The organism is Dyadobacter sp. HNCC25DJ184, from assembly GCF_056895215.1.
Window position 1 is genome coordinate 114,311 of the sequence record NZ_JBXHAQ010000003.1, and the last position, 23,001, is coordinate 137,311.

The following is a 23,001-nucleotide window of genomic DNA, read 5'->3' on the forward strand; positions in this document are numbered from 1 at the left end:
GAAATTCCTTTCGTTACGGTCCGGCTTATGCGTCTAAAATTTACTGTTCTGGTTTGCCTTCTGCTGCTTTCAATCGTCTCAAAAGCGACTCATATTGTCGGTGGTCAATTGTTTCTCAAAAACAATCCCAGTCAATATTATAACCAAACGGTTGGCCTGACCATGTATTTTGACGCCTTGAACGGTAACCCCGGCGCCGAAGATCAATATGTTAACATTTTCTTTTTTCGGAAACGTGACAATTATGCGATCGGTTATGTTCAAGCCGCAAAAATAGAACGAAAATCCGTCACATATAACAATCCGGACTGTGAAATGTCCACACTCCTGACTTACATGATCACGTATTCTGTGGATGTAAGACTCGACGCAAGCACGTTTTCAGACCCTGGCGGCTACTATATGGTATGGGACAGATGTTGCAGAAACGGATCAATTACTAATATCCAAAATCCGGGGGACGCCGGAAGTTTGTTCTATCTGGAATTCCCTCCGGTATCGAAGGACAATAAAAATTTCATCGACTCCTCTCCCACTTTCCCCGCCCTTGTGGGTGACTATGCCTGCGTAAATACCCCTTTCCTGTTCGATTTTGGAGGAATAGACCCGGACGGCGACAGCCTGGTCTATTCCCTTACTACTCCTCTTCAGGGAGCATCAAACAAAGACAACCCGGCGGCCGATGCTGTGGGTATGGCAAATTATCCTAAGTTAACATGGATCAACGGTATAACTGTGGCTAATATGATACCCGGCCCTCAACCCCTAACGGTCAACAGCAAGACAGGAATGCTATCCGTAACTCCGGGAAACACGGGGCTGTATGTCTTTGCCGTCCGGGTCGATGAATATCGTGACGGTGTAAAAATCGGTAGCCTCACCCGAGATTTCCAACTAAAAGTACTCGATTGTCCGAAAGCATATCCGCCAAAACTTCTATTTAAGCCACAAGGATCCAGTGTCTTCTACACCGAGAATAAGGTAATAGATATGAAACTTTCGGACCCCAACTGTTTTGAAGTAATGGTTACCGATTCGTCGCCAAATCAAACGATCAAGATCAACGGAAAAACTATCAACAGCAGTACCAACTATTTTTCGATACTTCCGGCCGAGTTTACTACCACGACGGGGAATGATACCCTTAAATTTCAAATTTGCCTGGACGACTGTTTCGCAACATATGATAACCGCCCGTTAAGGATAGAATTAATCGCCGAGGACGAAAGTTGTCCGCTCCCACTGACAGATACCTTAACCATATATATCCGACGCCCCGGAGGTAATAATAAACCCCCAACCGTTACAACTTCACTCACGGAAGATTATGTTACCGTGCAGGCTGGCAGCACAATAAACTTTACTGTATACGGAAAAGACGCAGATAATGATCAGGTTGAATTGTCCGCAGAGGGTCAAAGTTTCACACTTTCCTCGAAATCAATGAGTTTCCCAACAATAAACGGAAACAGCGCCGTTCAGCAAAATTTTAAGTGGACTATCCCTTGCGATGCGCGCGTAGGCGATACGCTTGCAGTGGATTTTACTGCCAGTGATCTGAAATGCATAGCCAACGCGTCGTCGACCATAAAAACGGTGTATCTGGTTGTTGACAACTCCCTCAATTCGCGGCCGGACGTCACAACAACTCTGACCACCCAGCCTGTGCAGATTCAGATCGGTATTAATAGCACCATCAGTTTTGATGTGACCGGCACAGACATTGACACAAACGCGATTGTGCTAACTGGAAAAGGGAGAGATTTCGATATGGAAGCATTCGGAATGAACTTCGAAGATAAATCCGGCAAATCAAATGTTAAATCAAAATTCACCTGGGAAGCAGTGTGCAAATACTTGATTGCCAACCCGGAAAAAACATATATTATTGACTTTACTGTTGCTGATAAAAACTGCAAATCTCTCTCCGATGTAACTTCCGTTGAACTGATTCTTTCAGATTCTCCCACAACCGAATTACCCGAATTTCCAAACGTGATTACACCAAATGGAGATGGCAAAAACGACTGTTTCATTCTTGAAGAAATACAATCTGACAACTGCTCACAGCAGTTCCTAAGCTTTACAGTATATAACCGCTGGGGGAAGAAGGTATACCGCTCTAATGTTCGAAGCAACTGGTGCCCTCTTGACATATCCCAAGGGTATTACTACTATGTTATCGAGTTCTCGAACAGAAACTACAAAGGAGGTCTGACAGTATTAAAATAATAGTTAGTATCGTAAGGAATAAACTAATTATTCAATGTGTTAATACTGTACTTATAGTACTAATTATACATTAAATCCAAATCAATATATTAAACTAATAATACATTAATTACTTACTATAAGTATAATCTTATTAATAAATACATTAGTATACTACATATAATAATATCATCCTTATCGTATGTCTTCATTAAACTTCTTGATAATCAGCACATAATATCACCACCTATTCACGCAATACAAAATCTAAAAGAAAAAGTAAGGTAATTCCGAACCAATTTTGCTTGCACTATGTACTGTAATAAAAATTGTTACAGTATGAACACCAATCGGCTTTCTATAGCTATCCATATCCTAACATTACTCGCCCTAGGTAAAAAGGAAGGGAATGGATTTATCTCTTCCGAATACATAGCAGGCAGTATTAATATCAATCCTGCAATCGTGAGAAAGGAGTTGGCCAATCTCAAACTGCATGGTCTAGTTGTCAGCAAGGAAGGAAAATTTGGCGGTAGCATGCTTGCCAGGAATTCATCTACCATTTCGATGGCTGAAATATACAGCGTAGTATTACACAACGATCTCCTGGGAAAAAACATATCTAACCCAAATCCGGATTGCCCCGTGGGAAAACAAATAAACACCCATCTGGAAAACCTGTTCGATGAAACGGAAAAGTTTTTGCTGGCTAGCCTTTCGACAACCACGCTTGGGGAATTTTGCTCTCGTTTCGAGCAGACATAAAACAATAAAACTTAATAAATTCATATTAACCATTTACATCAAATTCATGAAAATTGCACTTATCCGAGCCTCCGGATTTGTCGGCAAGGCGGTACTAGCAGAATTACTGAATCGCGGTCACGAGGTGACTGCCGTTGTAAGAAATCCTGAAAACATCAAGACTACTAGTCCCTTATTAATAGTCAAAAAGGGCAATGTTCTGAACGCCTCGGAAGTATCCGACCTTGTTACAGGCGTAGACGCCGTTGTGAGTACCTATAACCCGGGCTGGACAAACCCTCATATATATTCGGAGTTCCTCGCGGGCTCACTCGCTATTCAGGTAGGTGTAAGGAATTCAGGGGTTAAGAGAGTGCTTTTCGTAGGTGGCGCGGGAAGCCTTGAGGTAGCTCCGGGAGTCCAGTTGATTGACACTCCGAAGTTTCCCGAAGAATATAAACCCGGTGCCGGCGCAGCCAGAGATTACCTGAATATTCTCAAAAAAGAAGACGAACTCGATTGGACATTTCTAAGCCCGGCGATAGAAATGCATCCAGGTACCTCGGGGACCAGAACCGGTGTATATAGTACCGCTTTGGACAACCCAGTGTTTGATGCCAGAGGAAGAAGCATTATCTCAGTTGAAGATCTGGCAGTCGCGATAGTGGACGAACTCGAGCATCCTCAGTTTGTCAAGCAACGATTTACCGTGGCGTATTAAGTACTGTATTATAACACAGTAAATATATTTAATACTAATAAACCTAATATTACATATAATACTTATTTATATAAGTAAATGTAATATTAGGTTTATATACATTAGTCAAATTTTACTTTTTATATTTACAATACTTTGCTAACTTATAATACTTATCAATTACATACATTTAAAAAGTATATACATATCCTATTATTTATCAATGACTTATAGACAGAAATACTTTTGAGAAAATAGTTCAGCCCACCTTAATAACATATTATACTTTCTATACATACTATATTTATATTTGACAAAATACATTTATTGCATACCATAAGAATAATACTTGTCTATAAATATAAAAGGTACTGATGGCTTAAAAGTAAGAACTTGAAAAAGTCGACCTGGCGCCAAGGCTGATTAAGGATAACTTCTCCGATCAGTAAAATACAATTGATGAAAACTGGAAATACCTGTCGATTCCTGTGACAATACCGGGTGACACTATCGCCGTAGACAGATTAACTTCTGAGGCGTCCCCCCAAACCCCGCGGCCATAATTTCAGGCGAAAATCAGTCTGTTAACTTTTGATAAAATATAACTTTTCAAATAAGGATCCCACCTCCCATATTGTAATCATATTATGGAAGATTGAATTTAGGTGCAGTCAGTTTTTAAAAATAAATTTCATCGAATCTTCGAAGTATTGAAATAGTCTTCGGTTCTTTGCACCCGATTTAGCACGCCACTGACACCACTATTGGTTGACAATCAAGCCAATAGACCTAAATAATGAATTAAGCTACATGTTCAGAAGGATACTTTTCTTACTTATTGCTTTTCCCCTATTTCTATCTACAAGTGCCCACGCTCAACGCTTCCTGATGGATCTTGTTGATACGACCAATCAAATGGGAAAAGGGATGCTCTCTATATATGAAAGATATAATAGGGTGAGAATCAGTGGATATATACAGCCGCAATTTCAATATATATCAAAAAAAGGCGCGGAAACTTTTGCAGGACCTAACTTTCCGGAGTTGTCAAACAACCGCTTTATGTTGCGTCGCGGTCGTCTCCGCGTTGACTATGCGCATTTAAATGATAAAGGTGAACCGACATCCTATTTCGTTTTTCAGTTTGACGGAACAGAGCGCGGTGTGGCCATACGCGATTTTTGGGGTCGTTTTTATGAAAATAAATTCAAAATTTTCGCCCTTACGACGGGTATGTTCGCCCGGCCATTCGGATATGAGGTCAACCTTTCGTCCGCCAATCGGGAATCACCAGAGAGAGGTCGGATGTCCCAAACTTTGATGAAGACGGAGCGCGATATCGGCGTGATGCTTACGGCCACGTCGAGAACGATAACAAATGGTCTTTCTCTCTTAAAATTCGATTTTGGGGTTTTTAACGGTCAGGGAATGTCAGGCCCGGCAGACTATGACAGCCACAAAGACGTCATCGGAAGATTGAGCCTCAAGCCGGTTCCTATTCAGGCTTTGGGCGGATCTGTGATTTCGGCTGGGGTTGCAGTCTACAGAGGCGGAATTACCAGCCAGTCGGACGTAATTTATAGGGCTTCGGAGACTTCAGATGGTTACGTCATGCAAAAGGACTCCGCAGCTCTAAATTACAAGAAGTTGATGCCACGAAACTACGCCGGGGCAGATTTTCAAATCCGCTTTCCCAGCGAGCGTTTCACCACAGAACTAAGAGCGGAGTATATTCAGGGAATGCAAACCGCCACGTTTGCTTCTAGCGAAACTCCCGGTACCTACCCCGTTACCAATAGTGGTAAGGCGCCGTTGTACGCCCGAAATTTCAATGGTGCATATTTTTATCTGGTGCAAAACCTGGGAAGTGCTGACAATCAGTTTATTGCCAAATATGACTGGTATGATCCTAACACAAAGGTTGCAGGAAGGGAAATGACTGCCCAAAAAGGATTCAGCCGGGCTGATGTAAAATATAATACCTTAGGACTTGGATTTATCCATCATGCTAACGAATCCCTTAAATTTACGCTCTTCTATGAATTTGTAAAAAATGAAGGCACGTCACTTCCAGATTTTCAGGAAGATGTGTCGGACAATGTACTGTCGTGCCGCGTTCAATATGATTTTTAAGAGGATTAATTATTGCCACTGTTGCGATATGTCGGGCAAGAGAAATTACTAACTTTCAACCGTCTCGATCATCGTTGCCGTGTAAAAGAGATTGTCGTGTTCCAGGGAATAACTATATCATAAAAACTAAAAATCCTGCCTCAATGTGAAGCAGGATTTTTAGTTTTATTAACGCTCTCTATAATTGGCGCCTCAAATACCCTTCATACTTAGCGCAATTCTCTTCCTTGACAGGTCAACCTCCGTGACCTTTACGGTCACGGCCTGCTGCAATTTTACCACCTCGTTCGGGTCTTTGATATAACGGTCCGCCATTTGAGATAAATGAACGAGCCCATCCTGTTTCACTCCCACATCAACAAACGCTCCAAATGCAGTAATGTTTGTAACAATCCCAGGCAATATCATCCCCACTCTCAAATCCTCAGGCTTCCTGACCGACTGATCAAACTCAAACTTTTTCATGGTCGGTCTGGGGTCTCTCGACGGCTTTTCTAATTCTTTCAGGATATCCTGCAAAGTTGGCAAACCTACCTCGCCCGAAACATATTGAGTGGCATTGATCTGTTTTCTTTTATCAGGTTTCTGCATCAGATCGGCAACACTTGCCCCTACATCCTTCGCCATTTTTTCAATAATCTCATATCGTTCAGGATGTACCGCACTGTTATCCAATGGGTTAACTCCATTTTCAATTCTCAAAAAACCTGCTGCCTGCTCGAAAGCTTTGGCCCCGAGTCTCGGAACTTTTAAAAGTTGCTGCCTCGATTTGAAATTTCCATTTTTAGCCCGAAAATCCACGATATTTTGCGCTAAAGCGGGTCCGAGACCTGAGATATACCGCAATAAGTGTTTACTGGCTGTGTTGAGATTTACGCCTACGGAATTAACGCAGCTTTCTACGACTACATCCAAAGCATTTCGCAATGAACTTTGGTCCACATCATGCTGATATTGACCTACTCCGATGGATTTCGGATCAATCTTCACCAGCTCGGCCAACGGATCCATCAACCGACGTCCGATAGAAATCGAACCACGTACGGTCACATCTTTGTCTGGAAACTCCTCGCGCGCCACTTCCGAAGCTGAGTAGATTGAAGCTCCTTGTTCGCTGACCATAAACAATCCGATCTGTTCGGTGAGCTCGAGACCGGTTAAAACCTTTTTTACAAAGTCTTCTGTTTCACGACCGGCTGTTCCATTGCCAACAGCGATCGCTTCAATATGCCATTTGCTGATCAGAGCAGAAAGCTTTTGACTCGCTTCAACGGATTTATCGAAAGGGTATATCACCGTGTCGGCCACCAAACCTCCCTGCATATCCAACACTACTACTTTGCATCCCGTTCTATATCCCGGATCGATCGCCAGCACATTCTTTTGTCCCAACGGTGAAGCAAGCAGAAGCTGTTTCAAGTTGTCACGGAAAATTTGAATCGCGGATAAATCCGCCTTTTCCTTCGACAAATTTGCAAATTCAGTTTCAATCGACGGCTTCAAAAGTCTTTTATAACTGTCTGATATCGCAGCGATTATTTCGTCCTTACACTCAGTCGATCCTCTCACAAAAAGGCCGTCTAATTTTTCAAAAGCCAAATCTTCATCGGGTGATATGTCGACAGACAAAAAGCCTTCCTCTTCGCCGCGGCGCAGTGCCAGCAAGCGGTGGGAAGGAATTTTCGCCAAAGGTTCTGAAAACTCAAAATAATCCTTGTATTTGGCTCCCTCTTCCTCCTTTTTCTTCTTGACTTTGGAAGTTATGATGGCACCTCTTCGAAACAAGTCTCTCACTTTTGTCCGGGCGTCCTGGTTTTCGTTGATCCATTCGGCCATAATATCACGCGCTCCCTGCAAAGCCTCGTCCACTGATGCTACATTTTCATTCAAATAAGATTTTGCCTTGATAGAAGGAACCGGTTCCTTACCGCTGAAAATCCACTGGGCCAGGGGCTCCAAACCTTTCTCAATGGCGATTATAGCCCGCGTCTTCCTTTTCTGTTTATATGGGAGGTATATATCCTCCAATTCGATCAGGCTAAATACGCTTTCAATACTCTTTTTCAGATCCGGTGTTAGTTTTCCTTGCTCTTCAATACTTTTCAGAATACTCTCCCTTCTTTTTTCTACTTCCTGCTGCTTCTGGTATGTTTCTTTGATGGCCCCAATCTGTACCTCGTCGAGGCCGCCTGTTGCCTCCTTTCGATATCGGGATATAAATGGAACCGTTCCCCCTTCATCGAAGAGCTGAATGGTGTTTCTCACAAACTTCTCAGAAACACCGGTTTGATTCGCTATTAAGCTATAATTCATAAATTACTTATAATCAATTACTTAAATATACTTTATTCCGGAAACCTTAAGCCCATAGCACCAATTTCCGGCGCTCTATCTGCCCGTTTATTCCGGAAGTTTTTCTAGGAGTGCCATATAAAATCCGTCGAAATCATCTGTTGCCGGGGAAGTTCTGTGTTCTTTTACCAGCTTCCATGCTTTGCCATTTTCGGCCACAAATCTCTCTACTTGTTTCTCGGACTCGGATGGTAATATACTGCAGGTAGCATATACCATTTTTCCTCCAGGCTTCACCATCAGCGAATACGTGTTTAGGATGTGCCGTTGGACCTCTTTGATCGAGTTCAAAAAGGCCGGTTTCAATTTCCATTTACTATCCGGATGCCTGCGTAAAACTCCCAATCCTGAACATGGAACGTCTAAAAGGAGCCTGTCAGCTGTGCCAACAAACGGAATAATATCTTCGTCGCTATGAATAATCTGGGTTTCAACGCAAGCAGCACCATTTCGTTTTGCTCTCCTTTGGAGCTCAATGAGCTTGACATGCTCAATATCCATAGCGACCACCTTGCCTTTATTTCCAAGCAGAGCGGCGATATGCAGGGTTTTACCACCAGCTCCCGCGCAGGCATCAATAACAGTTTGGCCTGGTTGAATATCCAAAAAAGGCGCAATAAGCTGAGAACCTGCATCCTGCACTTCGAAATACCCCATTTTAAAGCTGTCGCGGGCGAAAACGTTTTGCCTCTTTTTTAAGATAATCGCATCCGGTGCTGAGTCCACGAAAGAGCAGTCATCGCTTCCAAAAACCTCAACTACCTTTTCTTTTGTCGTTTTCAAAGAATTGACCCGCAAAACAAATGGAGCCTGCTTATTGAGTGCATAAAGCTCGTTATTCCAATTGTCTTTCAATTCGCCTTCACCGATTTTATCTAACCAGGCTGGAACAGATTGTGCGATATGTCTTTTGGTCAAACCTTCCTGGTACCGGGCAAGTATATCAGCTACGACCAGTTCTTCGAATTCAGCCCAATCAGGGAGCTCTGACTCTTCCAGATTCAAATGGGTAGGTTTAATGATCCACCAGGTTCCGAACAGATGCCAAAGATCTTTTTTGGTTGCCGTGTCTTGCAGACCATATGAGTATTTAACTAGCTCCCACCACCGGCATATTTCGTAAATATTTTCAGCAATGAAGGCTCTGTCCCGCTTTCCCCATTTTTTGTTGGATTTCAAAAGCTGCTCTACAACCTTGTCTGCCTGCTGATTGGAGATAAAGATGTCTTTAATACCATCTACAACAGCCTCTACAAGTACCTTATGAAGTTTCAATATTTCAAATTTAAAGTAAAATTTCTCATCAAATTTCACTCAAAATTGACACAATCCGAAACTTACGCGAATAAATTTCACGCACATTTCAGTCGCATTGCATATGGCGCAAAAAAAGAGATCCGGTTGGAAAAACGGCGTTAAACCTTTTTTTCCAACCGGATCATAATGAATAAGCTAGTATCTTTTAGCTCATATCTAACGAATTAGCCAGTTACGGTGAGCTTATAGTTACCTAAAAATTTAAGCTCCCCGCCGGCCTCAACCGTGATCTTTTTAACCGTAATATTTTGCCCCACGGTTACCACGTGACCAGCCTTAATAACAATAGTTTCTACTGTCGAAGGCACCCGGCCATTCGACCAGGTATCACGATCAATCCAGGCTCCACTTCCCAAAGAAATCACAGTATCCGAAAACAACGATACTGTACTGAAACCTTTGAGCATGATCGAGTTAGTCGTTGTCTGCGAAACACCAAACCAGCCGTTCAGAATATCATTATATACCCTCCTGAAATCGATTTGCATCTTAATATCTCTGGTCGTAACAGAAGAACTAGGGTTAACCGGAAGAAGATCTGCCACCAAATCAGGATTCGTTCCAATCTCTGACCTTTTTACCCCTGAGCCAAACACAAACATTGGTGAAGCAACTCCGTGGTCAGTTCCTTTGGAGGCGTTTGATGTAGCTCTTCGTCCAAAATCAGAGAATGTCATTCCAACTACTCTATTTGCAGTACCCTGCAACACTAAGTCAGCATGGAATGCAGAGATCGCGTCCGAAAGCTTTTTCAATAAGTTCGCGTGAACCCCTTCTGTTGTAGTCCCTTCCACCTGACCTGCATGAGTATCAAAACCGGGCATCTCCACATAATATACCTTTGATTTAAGCCCACCGTGGATCATTCTGGCTACAATTTTAAGGCTTTCAGAAAGATCGTTAGTGCTCGCTGGATATGTTGCCAAATTTCTACCTTTATCTGCGGCAGCTTTGATTTCTGAGGCATAACCAACAGCGATTGTCTGCTGTTTCCTAACATAGCTGATCATAGCACCAGCGTCGCCGGCAGGCAAATCTGTCCAGTTTGACGTTTGATCACCTATCAGTTGGTAAAACGTAGACGGATCTTTTAATGTGATACCCATCGGCTGTGGCCCAAGTAATGTCGTGGCTCCAATATATCCGATTTGTACAGCCAACGGATCTTCCATTGTTGTGTTTGGATAATTGGTAGGATATCCGGGATAGGTATTTGCCAAAAATCTTCCTGCCCAACCGGATGAAGATGTCTTGTCATAATCCACCGCAGTCATTAAAATATCAGTTGACCTTACGTGCGACTGACTTGGATTCGGATATGAGACAGAGTGAATAATGGACAAGTTTCCGTCATTATACATTTTCTGTAAGCCGGTCATCGAAGGATGTAAACCTGTCTTACTGTTCCCGCTCAATTTCAATACCTTAGCTTCTGGTATCGCAATGTTGGATCGTAGGTTATAATATTCAGAATAAAATTCGATCGGGATCACGGTGTTCAACCCGTCATTACCACCGCCCAGATAAATGATTACCATCACGCGGTCATCATTTAAGGCGGTTGAGTTCATTAACGACTGGACAAGGGCCGAATTTTTGGCCATCGACTTCACACCGAATCCATCTACCATTACCGGTAACATCATGGAAGATGCTGCTGTAAAAAAATCTCTCCTTTTCATAATGTCACCTTTAAAAAACCTGATATTCAGCCATTCTCAACATATACTTCATTACTGTCTGGCACCTTGCGGTAAGACCGTCTCTATACACCCCAATGTTGGTAGTACTTGAGCGCAAGCCCGTCAATTCGAACTCCCATGTCTTCCGGGGAGTGCCCCTCATCATGATCGTATCGATAAGGAAGTTCTTCTTGGTATCGTCAAGTTCAAACGCAAACAGTCCTTTGACCATCGCGTTAAACGCCGTCTCAGCGGTTATCGTGGGAGTAGTTGTGGGGCTATAAAAGTTAGGCTGAAGGACTTTCAGCCACGCAATCCAGTCCACACCAATCTTCGTGGTGTCCTTGATGGGCCAATAAGGAACGGCGAACGCATCCGTACATGCCCCCCTTACACCAAGAGTAGAGCCGTTGATCCAGTTGGTAGAAAAGCCAGTCTGATAATAAGGCACAGACCCAAAAACCGAAGGCTGGTCAAGAAGATTTAATTGCATCCTCTCCATAAATTGATATTGAAACAACATCATGCGCATAAAGGCATTGGAATCTGTTTTCATATCAGGAACTTTTTGATCGAAATGACGCATGGTTCCAATAACAAATTCTGCAGGCCCCTTAATGATGGCTCCGATATTACTTTCATCGTAGAATATATCACTTGACAAAAGTGATCTGATGATAGGCATGATATTGAAGTTCTCCTGCTTGGCAAATCGATCTGCCAAAGGAATAATAACGTTGGTCTCTATTTCGTCGGTGACATTAGGATTGACAAACCACCGATAGATCTTACGAACTATAAATTTGGGACACTCTGGATGCGCCAATAACATGTCAAAAAGCTCTTTGATCTCCTCATCACCGGCCGTATCTCCAGTTCGTCCTTTGATAATTTTGTTATTGTAAGCACTTGAGAAAACCTTGTCGGTGGTGTCGTGATTAGCTATATTAAAAACCGCTTTTGGCTCTCCGACTTTATAATAGTTGGGAACCGTCCATCCGGTCAATACGCGTGCAGCAGTCTTTACGTCAGATTCTACATAATTGTCAACACCTTTGAAATTTTTCTGACCAACAGTAAACAATTCCTGCATTTCTCGGCCATAGTTCTCGTTAGGTTGTTTTTTCGTATTTGTGTTACCATCCAGATACATCAGCATATTTGGATCTTTGGTAATTGCAATCGCAAAATTTTTAAAATTTCCCAATGCGTTCGACCGTATCAGCGTCAGATAATTATACGTCTGACGGTAATCTCCCACCATGTTGTGTGCTGTCACAAAGTGATTTTGCCAAAAAGCAGCCATTTTCTCTAAAATGGAAGGATTTCCCGTCTGCTCGGTCATCAAACCCATCCACCAATACCGGATGAATTCAAAATACTGGTCTTTTCTGGTAACACTCCAGGGTTTGTTAAGAAATTCCTGGCCTACGTCTGATCTTCTGCCATCCATTTCCACTGGTGGTGGTGGCGATTTCCTAAGAGCAGCGTTGTCAATGAGTTTTACAATTGCCGACCAAGCGGTCATTCCTGTAAAGTCGGCTATTTCCTTATTAGTGGGTCCAAACGTTGCGCGCCTTAGTAAGTGCGCAGCCGTTTTAGCCGTTAGCGGCTTCGTATAAGTTGAAAGATATGCCATTTCGTTTTTTTTGCGTGCCTGAAAAAATAGGTAAACTTCAGATTCTTAGTACCCTTTTACAATAATCTTACGATTGAACTCAATTCCACTTTCCAGCACTATCTTCACAATGTATATTCCTCCCTGCAAGTGCTTCAAATTCAATCCTTTTTCTGGGTCTACTTCCGAAGATTCTGAAATAACTGCCCTGCCAGCCAAATCAATAATCTCTAGCTTACTCATTTTCTGACTTACCGGAATTTTCCAGTAGAGACTTGAAACCACCGGATTTGGGTAAAGAATCAGTTCCGGCCCATCAAATTTCTCGCCATTGATAATAATCTTTTTGTTGACTTCCAATCCGTCTACCTCATTCTGAGCTACCACTTCAGCAACGGTTAAAACCGAATCTGACACTGCAGTCTGAGGTGTTGCAGCACCAGCACCGACGGATCCCAATGTGTAAATTTTGTAAGAATCCGGGATGATCTCCGAATTTGTAGTGATAGAACCTGCTGCCAACGATGACGTCACGTCCGTGATGGTTGTAACATCAACCGTAGCCGGCACTATATTCCATTCTCCTGTGCTGTCATTCCAGCCCATAATCCTGAGATTTGACAGGTCGCCTGATGTTAGCGCATCAACGCGGCTCTCCTTATCCCAAATCAGAGATATTTTCGTCGCATTCTTTCCGTCAATATTCCAAAATTCGTAAGAACTTACAGTTCCTACGTCAGCGGCTTTCGACGAAAATTTGAACGACATACTGAATTGAGAGGGAGCCTCCGGACTCTCCCTAAAATAAGTACCTACAACTGAACCATCCGCGTTGGCTGCAAAAGGATGGTATACCCCTTTGTGCCCGACCGGGTAAAGCATCATCCCAGCACCTTTCATACTAACGTATCCGTCGACATACTTACCACCTGTAAATCCAGATGCTTCTGTCAAACTTACCACGCCATATGGAAAAGGCCTTTCCGTAGTTATTAACGCGCTCACCTGTGCGCTACACATTATCGGAGAAATCAGTGATACCGACAATGTGCCTAGTGAAGACATCCCTAATACCTTCACTATAAAACTCTTTCCACACTCTTTTCGTAGCATATTCTCCCAATGTAACTTTTACAATAATATAAGTTTAGTTAGAACTTCTGCTACAAAGTAATATAAAAAACATTTAGCATGCAATCTAATATATTAGGCAATTTTAGATTCTATACGTAGTACAATAATTTATGACAAAAATCCACATAAGCACTTTTGGATAATTTTCCAACTAGTAATAGTATATTTTATAAACTTTTATTTAGCCATTCTACAAACTAATTTTATCTTTTCATCCAACATTCTTGATTTTTGGTCAGATTTATGCGTACCCAATCAGCGTGTAAAATCTAAGAATAATCATATTCTATCAATGATAGAATATTTACCGATGTAATATAACGTATGAAATAGCCTATATTTAAAGTTTTTCTAGATTGTCATATTTTTTAATACTATTTTTGAAAATTGCTACAAACAGAACCAGGCCGTTATCCCCCAATTGAAGTGCTCTACATTTCAAATTCAGTAAAATGACGAAGAAAATTTTTATTTTATTTTTTTGGTGGGCTTTTTCAGGACCAGAATTTTTTCAAAAAAATTTTCCCGATTCGGTGATTGGGAAGTGGGAAAACGAAAATCAGACCCAAAAAATTGAAATCTACAAGCAAGAGGAAAAGTACTTCGGCAAAATAATCTGGTCAAATGACGTGGTTGAAAAGGATGGAAAAGCGCTAAAGACGGACTCAAGAAATCCAAATTCTGCCTTGCGAAGCCAAACCATTTACGATATGATCATCCTTAGTGACTTTGTTTTTACCAATGAAATTTGGGAAAATGGCAAAATGTACGACCCACAAAGTGGCAAATACTACAGTTGCTTGCTCAGAATGAAAGAAGAAATGCTCGAAATAAGAAGTTTTGTGGGCATCCCACTGCTCGGCAGAAGCACCTATTGGAAAAAATCGAACTAAATATACTGCCAAACCTACAGGCATTACCACGCAACCTATTGAATAATCGGCAGTTATTTGCACGTTATTAGATCGTTAGCAACTCTGCAATCGCCTGGCAAATCCAGAGAAACACGCCTCCCTTCATTCATAAAACGTCTCCCAAAGACACGAATCTGACCCTTTACGACTAGCCACTATCCCGACGGTAAGTATCTATCTTTGTGCAAAAAGAATTGAAACCTTTGATCTGCTGTTCCTTTAGTAAATCAGCAATTTATGACAAAGATTAAAATAGGAATACTTGACCAGTCTGTAGTAAGAACAAATTCCACAGCAGCTCTGGCGATTGAAGAGACAATTGCAACGGTCCAATTAGCCGAAAAACTTGGATATAATCGTTTCTGGGTATCGGAGCACCATAATTCTACCTTTATAGCAGGTTCAGCTCCCGAAATACTGATGGTTAAGCTCGCTGGAGTGACGGAGTCGATACGTATTGGATCCGGAGGAATTATGCTCCCCAACCACAGCGCCTTAAAAGTGGCAGAAAATTTCAGGATGCTTGAGACACTATTCCCGAATCGTATCGATCTGGGAATGGGACGGGCTCCTGGGACAGACCGACTCACTTCCTCACTTCTTAATCCTTCGAATGACTTCTCTGAAAAGAGTTATTTACGCCAGCTAGACCATCTTCAACACTTTTTCGAGGATACTGCGGGTACCGATCGGGGATTCATATACGCAGTTCCCCAGAGCGTAACAGTACCTGAGCAATGGATTTTAAGCTCCAGCGGTGGCAGCGCCGGAATTGCAGCACAGTTCGGAATGGGCCTGGCGGTCGCGAAATTTATCAATGGATTTGCGAACTCTGGAATAACCGATCTATACCGACGTAATTTTAAGCCTTCGCCCTATTTACTTGAGCCAAAGGTACTTGTCGCTGCTTTTGTACTCTGTGCCGACACCGAAGAAGAAGCAGCCACGATGCGGAAAATCCAGGATTTTATCCTTCTACAATTCGAAAGAGGGAATTTTGGACCGTTCCCGCCATATGCCGATATCAAGAAGTACAACTTTTCGCCGGGTGAGATGGAACGACTTCAATATAACAGCGGCCGCATTGTTTCAGGAACAAAAGAGAGTGTGAAAGAGCAACTTACGGACATAGCAAACGAGTTTGGGGCTGACGAAATCATGGTGTCTACCATGGGGGAATCTCCGGAAATCCGCAAACGGTCATTTGAACTTGTTGCAGAAGCATTTATTTAAGATTGAGCGAGAGATTTGATTTGCTTCCAAGGTTATTAACTTTGGAAGCAAATCATTTTTATTTAACATGAATTGGATCATATTGGCCATTGCTGGTCTATTCGAGGTCGCTTTCGCATCTTGCCTCGCAAAAGCTAAGGAATCGACGGGATCAACCGCAACTTATTGGTATTTTGGATTTTTAATTTGTCTAACGGTTAGCATGGTTTTGCTCATTCGTGCTACACGAGAGCTACCAATTGGCACCGCATATGCAGTTTGGACAGGCATCGGAGCTGTAGGGACAGTCTTGGTTGGCATCTTCATATTTAAAGAACCTGCTGACTTCTGGAGGTTATTTTTCATTACAACATTAATAGTCTCGATCATTGGATTAAAATTGGTCTCTCATTAACACCTTTATTTGTTAGCCTGTAGCAGAATTGCCACAGATAGGATACACTCGAATTTGACAAACAAGTTTTGTCCTCCTAATGAAAACATAGAATGTTGCGACGCTTCTGTCCACACAATTATTAACTTTTATAAGAGCATATCAACGCTAATTGATGAATCGTTTCGATCGAATAACAGCTATACTTATTCAATTACAGTCACGGAAAATTGTCAAGGCTCAGGACTTGTCCGATCGTTTTGAGGTAAGTCTCCGGACAATCTATAGGGACATCAATTCTCTGGCTGAGGCCGGAGTGCCCATTATCGGCGAGGCGGGCGTAGGTTACTCGATTATGGACGGGTACCGTTTGCCACCGGTAATGTTTACACGTGAGGAAGCCCGCACATTTATGACCGCAGAAAAGCTGATGGAAAAGTTTACCGACCAGTCGGTTCGCTCTCACTACCAATCAGCGATGTTCAAAATCAAATCTGTTCTTAAAACGACGGAAAAATCGATGGTTGAAAACCTTGAAAACCATATCGAAGTTCGTCAGAGCTTTCCGGTTTTCTCCGATACCTCCGGGAACTCTTTGGATGTTCTTTTGAAAAGTATATCCGAAAAAAAGGCTGTTTCAATTCAGTATACAGCGATTAACTCCAATGGACCGACGCACAGAACTGTCGAACCGGTAGGTGTCTTTCATGAGAATAATTACTGGTATACCGTCGCATATTGTCACCTTAGAAACGGATACCGCAATTTTCGGCTCGATCGTATCAACCAAATCGAACTCACAGAAACCTCGTTTAACCTCCAGCATGCTCCATTAAAAGACTTTCTAAACCAAAAGGTGGAAGAGGCCCATAATATGCAGCTTATTGTAATTAAGGTGCAAAAACGGATGGCGAGCTATATCCAGAATCAGAAATACTATTATGGTTTTGTCTCTGAGATAACGGACGGCGATGAAATAGAAATGACGTTTCTTATGGAGTCGCTAGGTATTTTTGCCCGCTGGTACCTGATGCTCGCTCCAAATGCCGAAATAGTTTCTCCGCCGGAATTGAGATCAGAGGTAAGGACAATCATTGAACAAATTTCAAAAAAAATATAGGAGCGGGTTGGGCGATAATTCAACTGTAATTCCTATCCGACATCGATTTTCATTGAATGGTCAGTTCTTTTCAGGAGATGGTCGTCAATTGTGGCCCGGCGCTTCACAAACTGGTTTCTTTCAAGCCAATATTTTTTATTGACTACTGACAAACTGTTGTCATCGTCGTCACTTTCTTTTGTAAAGAACTTAAACACCTGACGCGATGATTTACGAACCAGTTGCTTCACGCAAGACGTCCAGTCTGCACTATCTGATTAATAATTACGCTCAATATAACCTTTGGGCAAACGCAACGATTGTCCACTGGCTAAAATCAAAACCGGTGGAATTGCTGGAAGCTAATCAACCCTCCAGTTTTTCGAGCATCCGTCTCACGTTGCAACATATTCTGGATACCCAGTTATATTGGTTTGCGGTGATCACCAACAGCGAGCCCGAGATGATCGATTGGGCAAATAAAACGATTGATGACGTATTTATGATCTTAATCGATCAGTCAGCGGAGGTCGCCGAAATGATTGAAATGATGTCCGTGGACAAGATACAGTCCGAAACTCAGGTAGTAGACCCATGGTTCGAATGTAATTTCCCTAATTTCGAATATATCATGCATATAGTCAACCACACCACTTATCACCGCGGACAGATCGTTACAATCGGTCGTCAGCTGGGTTTTACGGATGCTCCCATGACAGATTACAATTTTTACAATGTGCGCGGTAAAATTTAACAGTCAATTTAACTGCCTTTATTACAGATACTTACCATATAACTACGAAAAACAATCGCCCTGAGATTTGAATATTCGGTTGTCGACGAATATCTGTGTTAAATGAAGAAATGTCAGGCGGATAAAATGCATTAGAAACTTAACGCACCACTAACCTGTTAAATTTTCAAATCAGAGATTAACAAAAATGTCGACAAACAAAACCATTCAGATACTGGCTATATCAGGGAGCCTAAGAACTGACTCAACAAACCACCTCATACTTCAAACACTTCAGCAACTTGCGCCGCCCGACATAACAATCACGATTTTCGAAGGCCTTGATTGCTTTCCGCATTTCAATCCAGGCGGTGAGCCAAACGAGGTGGTAGCCTCATTTAGAAAAGATGTCGGTGCAAGTGCTGCCGTTATTATCAGCACGCCTGAGTACGCATTCGGCGTTCCGGGCACGTTGAAAAATGCGCTGGATTGGATGGTTTCTTCCGGAGAATTCAATGAAAAGCCGGTTGCCGCAATCAGTGCCTCTCCGCTCTGGTCAGGTGGAGAAAAGGCACTGACTTCCCTCCTGCTGACTCTCCAAGCGCTCGGAACTGTCAGCCCGGCAGCAGTGCATCTTTCAATTCCTCTCATCAAAACCAAGATTTCAAATGGGGTGCTCACAGACCCGGAAACATTATCAAGTCTTTCTGATCTTTTAAAAAATCTGGACGCTAGCATCCTGACGAAGTAGAAATATTCACCATATTTGTAACTATAATTGGCTAATGTATCAATTTAAAAAGCCTATATTTCCGATATACTTTATTGATTGTTTATCCTTAATTCAAGCAAAAATGAAATTCGAAACCTTGCAGCTGCACGCCGGACAGCAACCTGACCCAACCACTAATTCAAGGGCCGTTCCTCTTTACCAAACAACTTCCTATGTATTCAACAATGCAGAGCATGCCGCAAATTTGTTCGCATTAAAAGAATTTGGAAACATCTACACGCGGATCATGAACCCGACAACGGATGTTTTTGAAAAAAGAGTTGCCGCTTTAGAAGGCGGAGTTGCTGCTTTGGCCACCGCATCTGGCCATTCCGCCCAGTTTTTGGCGATCAACAATATTACGACGGTTGGCGACAATTTTGTGACCACTTCATTCCTATACGGTGGATCGTTCAACCAGTTCAAAAACTCATTCAAGAATATCGGCGTGGAAGCCAGATTTGCAGATGGCGATAAAGTCGAAAGTTTTGAAAAGCTGATTGACGACAAAACAAAAGCACTATATCTTGAGACCATAGGCAATCCTGGCTTCAATGTTCCTGATTTTGAAGCATTTGCAGCTTTGGCTAAAAAATACGACCTGCCGTTAATCGTTGACAATACATTCGGTGCTGGTGGCGCCCTCTGCCAGCCGATCAAACACGGAGCACATGTGGTGGTTGAATCGGCTACAAAATGGATCGGAGGTCATGGAACTTCTATCGGTGGTGTTATCGTCGACGCAGGTACTTTCAACTGGGGAAATGGCAAATATCCACAGTTTACATCCCCTTCTCCTTCGTACCACGGGCTCGTTTTCAATGATGTATTCGGAATCGGCGGACCGTTCGGAAATATCCAGTTTATCATCCGCGCCCGTGTCGAAGGTCTGCGCGATTGGGGTCCTTCCCTTTCACCATTTAATTCCTTTTTATTCATTCAAGGACTTGAAACACTTTCTTTAAGAATCGAAAGAACCTGTGAAAACGCGCAAAAACTGGCGGAATGGTTGCAAGCGCATCCTGAGGTTGAGTCGGTAAACTATCCAGGGTTACCAGGTAATCAATACCATGAGCTTGGTAAAAAATATTTGACCAGAGGTTTTGGAGGCGTTCTATCGTTCGTTTTGAAAGGAGACAAAAAACGTGCGGAAGAATTTGTAAACGGACTGGAACTGATCAGTAATCTTGCAAATGTTGGGGATGCAAAAACACTCATCATCCATCCGGCTTCGACGACCCACTCACAACTATCAGAGCAAGAGCAGGTTACAGCTGGGGTTCAACCAACCGGATTGCGTATTTCTGCTGGTTTGGAGCATATAGATGATATCATTGCCGATTTGGAAGGTGCATTTTCTAAAATATAAGGATTAACCGCAAAGGACGCAAGGACAAAAAGTACCTCAAATCCATTGCAGCTATTACCGACATATTTTTGTTTGCCAAGACACTTTAGTAAATATATTTCGATTCAAACATAAAGGACTTCCCAGTGATCAGGAAGTCCTTTATGTTTTATCGCGACTTGAGTACCGAAAAGTAACTCTTAGTGACTCTGGCAAACCCTACTTGTTTCTATTGCGGTTAATAGCCCTTCGCATTAAGTTTGTTATTTGTCTACACCTTCCAACGCAAACATAAAGGCATAGTTGAGGGCAACTTCTTTCAGATAATCAAACCTTCCCGATGCGCCGCCGTGGCCTGTTTCCATATTTGTTTTCAGAAGCAGAACGTGGTTGTCTGTTTTCAGATCCCTCAACCTCGCCACCCATTTCGCTGGTTCAAAATATTGCACCTGGCTATCATGCAAGCCAGTGGTTACAAGCATGTTAGGATATGCTTTAGCCTCCACGTTGTCATATGGAGAATAAGATTTCATATAAAAATACGAGTCCTTGTTTTTGGGATTTCCCCATTCATCAAACTCATTGGTTGTCAAGGGGATACTCTCGTCAAGCATAGTTGTTACGACGTCAACAAACGGAACGTGAGCGAGCACACCATTCCATAAATCAGGACGCAGGTTGGATATGGCCCCCATTAAAAGTCCACCCGCGCTGCCACCTTCTGCATATAAATGGGCGGGGCTCGTGAACTTCTCACTAATCAGATATTCTGCACAGGATATAAAATCGGTAAAAGTGTTCTTCTTTTTAAACAATTTCCCATCCTCATACCACTGACGACCCATTTCCTGGCCCCCGCGTATATGGGCGATCGCATATATAAAACCTCTGTCCAGCAAACTCAGACGGCCAGAGCTAAACGACGCATCCATGCTGTAACCATATGATCCATAAGCATATAATAACAGAGGAGCAGTCCCATCCTTTTTCGTTCCCTTCTTATATACGACCGAAATCGGCACCTTCACGCCATCTGCTGCTGTGGCATATAAGCGCTCTGTTACATATTCCTCTTTATTATATCCTCCCACAACCTCTTGCTGCTTTTTTAGCTCCTTTTTCTGCATCACCATATCATAATCGAAGACGGATGACGGCGTAGTAAGCGAGGTATAGATATAGCGAAGATTTTTGGTATCATATTCTGGATTTGAGCCAGAATGCGCGGAATAAGCCGCTTCGCCAAAATCAACATAGTGCTCGGAGTTATCACTCAAATGTTTGACCCGGAGGTTAATCAAGCCATTCTTTCGTTCAGTGACGACCAGAAAGTCCTTAAAAACGTCAATTCCCTCCAACAGTACATCGTTTCGGTGTGAAATCACTTCTTTCCAGTTCTCAACGCCGGTTTTTCCTAACGGTGTCTCCATTAACCGAAAATTCAGTGCGTCTTTATTCGTTACAATCAAAAATCTATCTCCTTGATGATCAACCTCGTACAACACATCTTTCATACGAGGCTGAAAGACTTCAAACTTGCCTTCCGGCTGATCGGCATCCAAAATCCGATATTCAGAAGACATTGTAGCGGATGAAGCGATCACAATGTACTTCTCCGACTTTGTCTTTCCTACCCCGATATAATTGCTTTGATCCTTTTCATGATATACTACCACATCACTTTTCGGGTCCGAACCAAGCGCATGCCGCTTGATCTTCTCGCTCAGAAGCGTTTTTTTATTCGTTGCAGTATAAAATAGGGTTTTGTTATCATTGCCCCACTCAGAATCGCCGCTGGTTGGAAATATCGCATCCTGATATATCTCGCCCGTAGTGAGGTTTTTTATATGGATCGTATATTGTCTTCGGGATACCGTGTCCAGCCCGAATGCAAGCAAATTGTTGTCAGGACTTATATTGAAACCATTTACTGAATAATATGGGTGGCCTTTCGCCATTTCATCCACATCAAGCAATATCTCTTCCGGAGCATCGAGGGTTCCTTTCTTCCGGCAATATTTGTAGTATTCTTTCCCCTCCTCACTTCTGGTATAATAGTAGTAGCCACCATGAAAAACCGGAACGGATTCGTCTTTCTCCTTAATACGGCCTTTCATTTCGTTGAACAAAGACTTCTGGAAATCGTCAGTGCCAGCCAGCATCTTAGCAGTGTACGCATTTTCTTCTTCCAGGTATTTTACAACTTTTGTACTGTCCGGTCCTTTTGAGAAAAAGTCGGCCATCCAGTAATATTCATCATTTCGTTTATCACCGTGCATCCCGGTTTCATGATCTTTTTTTTCAGCCACCGGCGGTTTCACATCCGGCCATTTGTATGGTTCGTTCACGTCTTTATTTTGCTTACAGGAAAAAATAACAACAACCAAAAGTATCAAAATGATTCTCATATTTCTTATTTGTTTGGATTGTGGTGTAAAGTCTAAAAATAAAATAGCAATATGCCTCCCCTATTTGCTAGCCGATTTCAATATAAAGCAATATACATAATATACATTTGATACTTAATCCCCTTACTTAAAGTATTCACATCTTTTCCTTAAAACACACGATATCAATGCATTACAATTTTGAAAAATATCGCACTTTATTATACTTATATTATGTACTATACATTATA

General features: G+C 42.3%; 18 protein-coding genes. 11 read left to right on the plus strand and 7 right to left on the minus strand.

The features are described 5' to 3' along the window. The first annotated feature begins 27 nt into the window (after window positions 1-27). The 4 genes from AC1XUD_RS05650 to AC1XUD_RS05665 all read left to right on the plus strand — a co-directional run bounded on the left by AC1XUD_RS05650 (window position 28) and on the right by AC1XUD_RS05665 (window position 5,788). Window positions 28-2,232: a T9SS type B sorting domain-containing protein gene (locus tag AC1XUD_RS05650; RefSeq protein ID WP_483359991.1), complete on the plus strand. Its 2,205-nt coding sequence runs from the start codon at window positions 28-30 to the stop codon at window positions 2,230-2,232. A gap of 318 nt (window positions 2,233-2,550) precedes the next feature. Beyond that, window positions 2,551-2,976 (plus strand): RrF2 family transcriptional regulator, encoded by a 426-nt coding sequence (locus tag AC1XUD_RS05655; protein ID WP_483359992.1) that lies wholly within the window; start codon window positions 2,551-2,553, stop codon window positions 2,974-2,976. A gap of 46 nt (window positions 2,977-3,022) precedes the next feature. Then, window positions 3,023-3,676 (plus strand): NAD(P)-dependent oxidoreductase, encoded by a 654-nt coding sequence (locus AC1XUD_RS05660; protein WP_483359993.1) that lies wholly within the window; start codon window positions 3,023-3,025, stop codon window positions 3,674-3,676. Window positions 3,677-4,465: 789 nt separating this feature from the next. Beyond that, on the plus strand, window positions 4,466-5,788 hold the full coding sequence (locus AC1XUD_RS05665) for a porin (protein ID WP_483359994.1): 1,323 nt from the start codon (window positions 4,466-4,468) through the stop codon (window positions 5,786-5,788). 192 nt (window positions 5,789-5,980) lie between these two features. On the opposite strand, the gene AC1XUD_RS05670 is transcribed toward AC1XUD_RS05665, so the two are convergent. The 5 genes from AC1XUD_RS05670 to AC1XUD_RS05690 all read right to left on the minus strand — a co-directional run bounded on the left by AC1XUD_RS05670 (window position 5,981) and on the right by AC1XUD_RS05690 (window position 13,870). Further along, complete coding sequence (locus AC1XUD_RS05670; protein WP_483359995.1) at window positions 5,981-8,101, minus strand: Tex family protein; 2,121 nt, start codon at window positions 8,099-8,101, stop codon at window positions 5,981-5,983. A gap of 87 nt (window positions 8,102-8,188) precedes the next feature. Continuing rightward, the gene (locus AC1XUD_RS05675) at window positions 8,189-9,415 is read right to left on the minus strand and encodes an RsmB/NOP family class I SAM-dependent RNA methyltransferase (protein ID WP_483359996.1); all 1,227 of its coding nucleotides are present in this window, start codon (window positions 9,413-9,415) and stop codon (window positions 8,189-8,191) included. A 206-nt stretch (window positions 9,416-9,621) separates the two neighbouring features. After that, window positions 9,622-11,139 (minus strand): DUF1501 domain-containing protein, encoded by a 1,518-nt coding sequence (locus tag AC1XUD_RS05680; RefSeq protein WP_483359997.1) that lies wholly within the window; start codon window positions 11,137-11,139, stop codon window positions 9,622-9,624. Between the two features lie 10 nt (window positions 11,140-11,149). Next, on the minus strand, window positions 11,150-12,778 hold the full coding sequence (locus AC1XUD_RS05685; protein ID WP_483359998.1) for a DUF1800 domain-containing protein: 1,629 nt from the start codon (window positions 12,776-12,778) through the stop codon (window positions 11,150-11,152). Window positions 12,779-12,823: 45 nt separating this feature from the next. Then, complete coding sequence (locus AC1XUD_RS05690) at window positions 12,824-13,870, minus strand: T9SS type A sorting domain-containing protein (protein ID WP_483359999.1); 1,047 nt, start codon at window positions 13,868-13,870, stop codon at window positions 12,824-12,826. 473 nt (window positions 13,871-14,343) lie between these two features. Between AC1XUD_RS05690 and AC1XUD_RS05695 the strand changes: the two genes are divergently transcribed. From AC1XUD_RS05695 to AC1XUD_RS05710, 4 genes are all read left to right on the plus strand, one after another. Then, complete coding sequence (locus AC1XUD_RS05695) at window positions 14,344-14,784, plus strand: DUF2147 domain-containing protein (protein ID WP_483360000.1); 441 nt, start codon at window positions 14,344-14,346, stop codon at window positions 14,782-14,784. Between the two features lie 258 nt (window positions 14,785-15,042). Continuing rightward, window positions 15,043-16,038 carry an LLM class flavin-dependent oxidoreductase gene (locus AC1XUD_RS05700; protein ID WP_483360001.1) on the plus strand — a complete coding sequence of 332 codons (996 nt, stop codon included), beginning with the start codon at window positions 15,043-15,045 and terminating at the stop codon, window positions 16,036-16,038. A gap of 67 nt (window positions 16,039-16,105) precedes the next feature. Further along, the gene (locus tag AC1XUD_RS05705) at window positions 16,106-16,432 is read left to right on the plus strand and encodes a DMT family transporter (RefSeq protein ID WP_483360002.1); all 327 of its coding nucleotides are present in this window, start codon (window positions 16,106-16,108) and stop codon (window positions 16,430-16,432) included. Between the two features lie 154 nt (window positions 16,433-16,586). Next, window positions 16,587-17,531: a helix-turn-helix transcriptional regulator gene (locus AC1XUD_RS05710; RefSeq protein WP_483360003.1), complete on the plus strand. Its 945-nt coding sequence runs from the start codon at window positions 16,587-16,589 to the stop codon at window positions 17,529-17,531. A 32-nt stretch (window positions 17,532-17,563) separates the two neighbouring features. On the opposite strand, the gene AC1XUD_RS05715 is transcribed toward AC1XUD_RS05710, so the two are convergent. Beyond that, complete coding sequence (locus tag AC1XUD_RS05715; protein WP_483360004.1) at window positions 17,564-17,728, minus strand: hypothetical protein; 165 nt, start codon at window positions 17,726-17,728, stop codon at window positions 17,564-17,566. A gap of 8 nt (window positions 17,729-17,736) precedes the next feature. Between AC1XUD_RS05715 and AC1XUD_RS05720 the strand changes: the two genes are divergently transcribed. The 3 genes from AC1XUD_RS05720 (at window position 17,737) to AC1XUD_RS05730 (ending at window position 20,384) form a co-directional block, all read left to right on the plus strand. Next, window positions 17,737-18,264, plus strand: coding sequence for a DinB family protein (locus AC1XUD_RS05720; RefSeq protein ID WP_483360005.1), 528 nt, complete (start codon window positions 17,737-17,739; stop codon window positions 18,262-18,264). A 187-nt stretch (window positions 18,265-18,451) separates the two neighbouring features. Beyond that, window positions 18,452-18,994 carry an NADPH-dependent FMN reductase gene (locus AC1XUD_RS05725; RefSeq protein WP_483360006.1) on the plus strand — a complete coding sequence of 181 codons (543 nt, stop codon included), beginning with the start codon at window positions 18,452-18,454 and terminating at the stop codon, window positions 18,992-18,994. Window positions 18,995-19,097: 103 nt separating this feature from the next. Continuing rightward, window positions 19,098-20,384 (plus strand): O-acetylhomoserine aminocarboxypropyltransferase/cysteine synthase family protein, encoded by a 1,287-nt coding sequence (locus tag AC1XUD_RS05730; RefSeq protein WP_483360007.1) that lies wholly within the window; start codon window positions 19,098-19,100, stop codon window positions 20,382-20,384. 242 nt (window positions 20,385-20,626) lie between these two features. On the opposite strand, the gene AC1XUD_RS05735 is transcribed toward AC1XUD_RS05730, so the two are convergent. Next, window positions 20,627-22,771, minus strand: coding sequence for a S9 family peptidase (locus AC1XUD_RS05735; RefSeq protein WP_483360008.1), 2,145 nt, complete (start codon window positions 22,769-22,771; stop codon window positions 20,627-20,629). Window positions 22,772-23,001: the final 230 nt, after the last annotated feature.